Origin of the sequence: Microbacterium azadirachtae (assembly GCF_000956505.1) — a bacterium.
Classification (GTDB): Bacteria; Actinomycetota; Actinomycetes; order Actinomycetales; family Microbacteriaceae; genus Microbacterium; species Microbacterium azadirachtae_A.
Genome location: NZ_JYIX01000006.1, coordinates 1 through 6869 on the forward strand (window position 1 = coordinate 1; position 6869 = coordinate 6869).

A 6869-nucleotide genomic window follows, 5' to 3' on the forward strand; every position below is an offset into this window, starting at 1 on the left:
CTGCCGCCCCAGCCCCCTGTCCCACTTTCGGTCGCACCACGTCCCACTTCCGGCCCCGAAACCCCGGATCCAGAGCCAGAAGTGGGACACGGTCGCACGAACGGGGCGCCGCTACCCTGAGCATCATGGCGCACGCGACCACCGCGGCCCCGCACCGCGGGCATACGCTCGGCGTGCTCGCGGTGGCGGCGGCCGCGCTGCTCTGGGGCACGACCGGCACCGCGGCCACGTTCGCGCCGAGCGCGGGGCCGCTGGCGATCGGCGCGGCCGCGCTCGGCATCGGCGGAATCCTGCAGGCGCTGATCGCCCCGCGGGCTCTGCGAAGGGCAGCACCGCAGCTGCGCGCGCGGTGGCGGATCGTGGCGGTCGGCGGGCTGTCGGTCGCGGTGTACCCGCTCGCGTTCTACTGCTCGATGCACCTCGCCGGGGTCGCGGTCGGCACGGTCGTCTCCCTCGCCTCCGCTCCCCTCGCCGCCGGTGTCATGGAGCGGGTGCTCGACGACCGCCGCCTCGGCGCACGCTGGTGGAGCGCGGCCGCACTCGGCATCGCCGGGAGCGTGCTGCTGTGCGCCGCGAGGCTCGGCGACGCGCAGGGCGACCCCGCGGGCACCGTGTTCGGGATCCTGCTCGGTCTCGTCGCCGGCATCACGTACGCCGCCTATTCCTGGGCCGCAGCGGCGCTCATGACGGGCGGCATCCCCCGCGCGGCCGCGATGGGCTCGGTCTTCGGACTCGGTGGGCTGCTGCTGATGCCGGTGCTCCTCGCAACCGGCGCTCCCCTGGTCGCCTCGGCCTCGGCGTTCGCCGTCGCGGCGTACATGGCGCTCGTGCCGATGTTCCTCGGCTACGTGCTCTTCGGGCTCGGACTGGCCAGGGTCGGGGCGGGCACGGCGACGACGATCACGCTCCTCGAGCCCGCCGCCGCGACCGTGCTCGCCGTGCTGATCGTGGGCGAGCGGCTGACTCCCATGGGCTGGATCGGACTCGCCCTCATCGGCGCCTCGGTGGTGCTGCTCTCGATCCGTCCAGCCACCCCGGTCGGCGATGCCGGCGGCCCCGTGGCCGAGCCGCGGACGCGCCCCGCCCCCTCCGACCCGACGTAGCCTGGAGCCATGGCTCAGGCGATCGTGCAGACCGAGACCGGCGGACCCGAGGTCCTCACCCTCGTGGAGGTGCCGGATCCGATCCCCGCGGCCGGCGAGGTCGTCGTGCGCATCGAGGCGGCAGGCGTGAACCCGATCGACGTCAAGCAGCGCAGCGGCTTCCGCCCGCTCCCTCCGATCACGGAGCCGCGGCGCCAGGGCTTCGACGGCGCGGGCGTCGTGACCGCGATCGGATCCGGCGTCGCCGACCTGCGGGTCGGCGATCGCGTCGCCGTCCACGACACCCGTGGCACGTATGCGACCGCGCTCGCGGTGCGGGCCGCGCACGCCTCCGTGATGCCGGACGCGGTCGACGCCGCTCAGGGCGCCGCGCTCGGGATCCCCGCCGGCACCGCCTACCAATCGCTGCGCTCGCTCGGCGTCGGCGAGGGTGACCTGCTGCTCCTGCACGCCGGGTCCGGGGCCGTCGGACAGGCGGCGATCCAGTTCGCCGTCGCGTGGGGCGCCGACGTCATCGCCACCGGCGGGGAGTCGTCGCAGGAGCGCCTGCGCGAGCTGGGTGCGATCCCCGTCGTCTACGGCGAGGGCCTCGAGCAGCGGATCCGCGACGCCGCCGGTGATCGCGAGATCACCGTGGCGCTGGACGGCGCCGGCACGGACGAGGCCATCGCCGCTTCGCTCGCCCTCGTCGCCGACCGCGACAGGATCGCCACGATCGTGCGCGGACCCGATGCGGCGTCGTTCGGCATCCGCGCGTTCAGCGGCGGAAGCCCCGTGCCCCTGACCGCGCAGGAGCTCGCATGGCGCGCCGAGGCCGTGCCCGTGGGACTCGGGCTCATCGCCGAGGGCCGCTTCTCGATCGAGTTCGGCCCCGAGCTGCCGCTCGCCGAAGCCGCCGAGGCGCACCGCCTCATCGAGACGCACGCCGCGCGCGGGAAGATCGTCCTCCGCCCCTGACCCCGCCGGAGCCGCAACAGACGGAAACATCCCGGCGGATCGGGCCCGCGCGCCCGAGGATGGGTGCGTGACCGTTCCCGCCGCCTCCGCCCCCGACACCCGTTTCGCCACGAAGCAGGTGCAGGCGGCGTACGTCGCGGGAACGCCGCAGAACACGGCCGTGCCCCCGCTGTACCAGTCGGCCGCCTACGAGTTCGGCTCCCTGGCCGAGGCGCGCGATTTGTTCGCGCTGCGTCGCGCGGGCAACATCTACAGCCGCAACGCCAGCCCCACGCAGCAGCTGCTCGAGGAGCGCGTCACGGCGCTCGAGGGCGGCGTCTCGGCGATCGCCGTCGCCAGCGGGCAGGCCGCGGTCGCCGTCACGATCCTCGCGCTCGCGGGCCGAGGCGGCCATGTCGTCGCCGCCGACCGGCTCTACGGCGGCACGGTCGACCTGCTGCAGGACACCCTCGACGACTTCGGGATCACGGTGACCTTCGTCGACCAGGACGATCCAGAGGCCTGGCGCGCGGCGGCGAACGAGCGCACCCGGCTGTTCTTCGCGGAGTCCGTCGCGAACCCGCTCGCCCAGGTACTCGACATCCGCACGGTCGCCGACATCGCGCACGCCGCGGGCGTCCCCCTCGTGATCGACAGCACGGTCGGCACCCCGTACCTGGTCCGCCCCGGCGAGCACGGCGCCGACTTCGTCGTGCACTCCGCCACGAAGTTCTTGAGCGGCCATGGCACCTCTCTCGGCGGCGTCGCGGTCGACCTCGGATCCTTCGACTTCGGCGCCGACCCCGCGCGCTGGCCGCAGTTCACTGCCACGCACGACCGGTTCGGGCCGCAGTCGCTCTGGGAACGGTTCGGGCAGGGCTTCGCGTTCGGGGCACTCGTGAAGGCCAAGTACGTGCACGACCTCGGCCCCTCCCTCTCGCCGTTCAACGCGCACCAGATCCTGCAGGGCATCGAGACGCTCGATCTGCGCGTCTCCCGGCAGAGCGCGTCGGCCCAGGCGATCGCAGAGGCCCTCGCCGCGCACCCCGCGGTCTCCGCCGTGCACCACCCCGGCCTCGCCGGCAACCCGTGGCACGACCTCGCCGCGCGCTATCTCCCCCGCGGGATCCCCTCGGTGTTCTCGATCGACCTGGTCTCGGCCGGCGACGAAGCCCTGGATCAGGAGCGCGTGGAGCGCTTCGTGGACGGCTTGAGGATCGTGCGCCTCGTCGCGAACATCGGCGACGCGCGGTCGCTCGTCTCGCACCCCGCATCGATGACGCACTCGCACCTGAACGCCGCGCAGCGTGCCGCCGCCGGCATCGGCGCGACGACGGTCCGCCTGTCGATCGGCATCGAGGACCCCGCCGACATCCTCGCCGATCTCGAACAAGCCCTCGCTCTCGCGACCGCGGCCACCGCGACGGCCGCGGCGCCGGAGTTCGCCGCGGTCTGAGTTCGAGACAGGTGCGCTCGGTAATCTGATCCCGTGCCGATCCTGAACAAAGACATGACGCTGTGCATCTCGCTCTCCGCGCGACCGAGCAACAACGGCACCCGGTTCCACAACCACCTCTATGAGGCGCTCGGGCTGAACTGGATCTACAAGGCCTTCGCCCCGACCGACCTCGCCCAGGCGATCGCCGGGGTGCGGGGTCTCGGGATCCGCGGCTGCGCGATCTCGATGCCGTACAAGGAGGACGTGATCGCGCTCGTCGACCGGATGGATCCGTCCGCCACCGCGATCGACTCGGTCAACACGATCGTGAACGAGGACAGCGTGCTCACCGCCTACAACACCGACTACTCGGCGATCGCGCAGCTCATCGCGCGCCACTCGCTGGATCCGGCGTCGTCCGTGCTGCTGCGCGGCTCCGGCGGGATGGCCAAGGCGACCGCGGCCGCGTTCCGGGATGCGGGCTTCGCAGACGTCACAATCGTGGCCCGCAACGAGGAGGCCGGCCGGGCGCTCGCCGGGCTGTACGGCTTCGGCTGGGCCGCGGACGTCGCCGATCGCAGCGCTGATGTTCTCGTGAACGTGACCCCGATCGGCATGGCGGGCGGCGTCGAGGCCGAGGTACTGTCGTTCCCGCCTTCGGCGATCGACGCCGCCGCCGTGGTCTTCGACGTCGTGGCTCTCCCCGCCGAGACGCCGCTCGTGCGTGCGGGGCGGGCCGCAGGCAAGACCGTGATCACGGGATCCGCCGTGGCGACCCTGCAGGCGCTCGAGCAGTTCGTGCTGTACACGGGGATCCGCCCGAGCGACGAGCAGGTGCGCGCGGCCGAGGAGTTCATGCGTGCGCAGTAGCGCACCGCGGTCCCGGGCTCTCGAAGGGATCCGTCCCGCGCCCCGGTAGACTCGGACGGTCATGCCCTCCGTGTCGAACTACCCCGCCCCGCGCCTGGATTCCCGCCCCGCCGAGACCTTCCGCGCCACGCTCGGCGACCTCGCGACGCGTCTCGACGTCGCCGCCCCCGACCGCGCCGACGTCGCGTTCACCGGCGTCGCGCTGGGCACCGACCACGTCCGCACCGGCGACCTGTTCCTCGGCATCCGAGGGGCCAACTCCCACGGTGCCCGCTTCGCGGCGAAGGCCGTGGAGGCCGGCGCGACCGCCGTGCTCACCGACGCCGAAGGCGCATCCCTCGTGCCCTCAGAGGTGCCGACGGTCGTCGTCGAGGATCCGCGCCTCGCCGCGGGCCCCGCCTCCGCGTTCCTGTACCGCGACCCGGTGGCGTCGATGACCTCGATCGGCATCACCGGCACGCAGGGCAAGACGACGACCGCGTTCTATGTGGCGGCCGCCGCGGGCATGCAGCAGTCCGGCACGATCGGATCCATCGGCACGACCGTGGGCGACGACTTCTTCCCACCCGTGCTGACGACACCGGAGGCTCCGGAGCTGCAGGCGCTCTTCGCGGTCATGCGCGAGCAGAAGCTCGGCACGGTCGCCGTCGAGGCGTCCAGCCACGCCCTCACCCTGGGCCGCGTGGACGGCTTCGCGTTCGACGCGGGCGTCTTCCTGAACCTCGGCCACGACCACCGCGACTACCACCCGACGCAGGCCGACTACTTCGCCGCCAAGGCGCTGCTGCTCACGCCCGAGCACGCCAAGGTCGGCATCGTCGACATCGACTCGCACTGGGGCCGCGTCCTCGCCGCGCAGGCGACGGTGCCCGTGCGCACGACGTCGGCGAGCGGATCCGAGTCCGCCGACTGGCGCGCGGAGGACGTCGAGCTGCGCGCGCACGGATCCTCGTTCACAGTCCGCTCCCCCGACGGCGAGCGCGTGCGGTTCACGACGCAGCTGACCGGCGCGTTCAACGTGAACAACATCCTGGCCGCCGTCGCCGCCCTCACCGAGTCCGGGCGCGACCTCGCCGACCTCGCCCCCGGCATCGCCGCCCTGCCGAGCGTCGAAGGGCGCCTGCAGCGGTTCGACTTCGGGCAGCCGTTCGCCGCGATCGTCGACTCCGCGCACAAGCCCGAGGCCATCAACGCGGCACTGCGGGCGATCCGGACCACGACGCCCGAGGGCCGCCTGATCGCCGTGCTCGGCGCGAACGGCCACCGCGACGCGGCCAAGCGCCGCATGATGGGCCGCTTCGCCGCGATGTTCGCCGACGTGCTGGTCATCACCGACGACAACCCCTACGACGACGACCCCGCCGAGATCCGCGCCTCGCTGATCGCCGGCGCGCGCTCGAGCACGGTCGAGATCACCGAGATCGCCGACCGCCGCGAGGCGATGGCGGCGGCCGTGCGGATGGCGCGCCCCGAGGACACCGTGGTGATCCTCGGCAAGGGCCACGAGCGCTATCACGCCCTCGCCGGCGGCGAGATCGCCTGGTACGACCCCGACGTGCTCCGCGAGGTCATCGAGGCGCTCTGACCACCGGCCTCGTGCCGCGCTCGTACCCGGCCCGGTCAATCCTCCAGCGGATCGGCCTCCTGGGGCACGGGTCCGACCTCGATCGGGCGGCCGGGGGTGTTCGACCACGCGCTCCAGGATCCCGGGTACACGGTCACCTCGCGGCCGATGAGCGACCCGGCGAGCGCGAGCTGCGCCGCGGTCACCCCTGATCCGCAGTACGCCGCGATCGGCACCTCCTCGCCGGCGCCGACGGCCTCGAAGGCTGCCACGATCTCGGAGGGGCTGCGGAAGCGACCGTCGGCGGTGAGGAGATCGACGATCGGCAGGTTGCGCGCACCGGGGATGTGACCTGCGACCGGGTCGATCGGCTCGGTCTCGCCGCGGAATCGCTCCGGCGCCCGCGCGTCCAGCAGCACTCCGGTCCAGTCGGCCACCTCAGCGGTGCCGAGCACGTCGGCGGTTCCAGGGCGGCTCAGCACGACGTCACCGAGCGGCGGCACGACCTCGCCCTGTTCGACGGCTCCCCCGGCCTCGCGCCAGGCGCCGAGCCCGCCGTCGAGGACCCGCACATCGGCGATGCCGGCACGCCGCAGCGCCCACCAGGCGCGCGATGCCGGCAGTGAGCGCGAGTCGTCGTAGACCACGACGCTCTGGCCCTGACGGATCCCCCATCGCCGGGCGGCCTGTTCGAGCCCCTCGTCGGAGGGAAGCGGGTGGCGCCCGTCCGAGGGCGCGCCGTGGCCCGCGAGCTCGGCCTCCAGGTCGGCGAAGACGGCCCCGGGAAGGTGCCCGCCGAGGTAGTTCTCGTGCCCGTCGGTGAACCCGAGACGGTAACGCACGTCGAGGATGCGCAGATCCGCCCCTTCATCGAGGAGACTGCGGAGCTCGGCGCCGGTGATGAGGTCATCCATGCCCCCCATCCTCTCAACCCACCCCGCCCCGTGGTCCGGTATGG

Annotated in this window: 6 protein-coding genes; 5 read left to right on the top strand and 1 reads right to left on the bottom strand. The window is 73.2% G+C overall.

Features of this window, described 5'->3' with window-relative positions:
- The first annotated feature begins 125 nt into the window (after window positions 1–125).
- From RS86_RS00110 to RS86_RS00130, 5 genes are all read left to right on the top strand, one after another.
- Complete coding sequence (locus tag RS86_RS00110; protein WP_045270169.1) at window positions 126–1103, top strand: EamA family transporter; 978 nt, start codon at window positions 126–128, stop codon at window positions 1101–1103.
- Window positions 1104–1112: 9 nt separating this feature from the next.
- Entirely contained in the window at window positions 1113–2060 is a 948-nt protein-coding gene (locus tag RS86_RS00115) for a quinone oxidoreductase family protein (protein ID WP_045270170.1), read from the top strand.
- 67 nt (window positions 2061–2127) lie between these two features.
- Window positions 2128–3495 (top strand): O-acetylhomoserine aminocarboxypropyltransferase/cysteine synthase family protein, encoded by a 1368-nt coding sequence (locus RS86_RS00120; protein ID WP_045270171.1) that lies wholly within the window; start codon window positions 2128–2130, stop codon window positions 3493–3495.
- A 33-nt stretch (window positions 3496–3528) separates the two neighbouring features.
- Window positions 3529–4347 (top strand): shikimate 5-dehydrogenase, encoded by an 819-nt coding sequence (locus RS86_RS00125; RefSeq protein WP_268747818.1) that lies wholly within the window; start codon window positions 3529–3531, stop codon window positions 4345–4347.
- Window positions 4348–4408: 61 nt separating this feature from the next.
- Window positions 4409–5932 carry a UDP-N-acetylmuramoyl-L-alanyl-D-glutamate--2,6-diaminopimelate ligase gene (locus tag RS86_RS00130; protein ID WP_052679976.1) on the top strand — a complete coding sequence of 508 codons (1524 nt, stop codon included), beginning with the start codon at window positions 4409–4411 and terminating at the stop codon, window positions 5930–5932.
- A 35-nt stretch (window positions 5933–5967) separates the two neighbouring features.
- Here RS86_RS00130 and RS86_RS00135 read toward each other — a convergent pair whose 3' ends face one another.
- Window positions 5968–6825 (bottom strand): sulfurtransferase, encoded by an 858-nt coding sequence (locus RS86_RS00135; protein WP_045270172.1) that lies wholly within the window; start codon window positions 6823–6825, stop codon window positions 5968–5970.
- Between the last annotated feature and the right edge of the window lie 44 nt (window positions 6826–6869).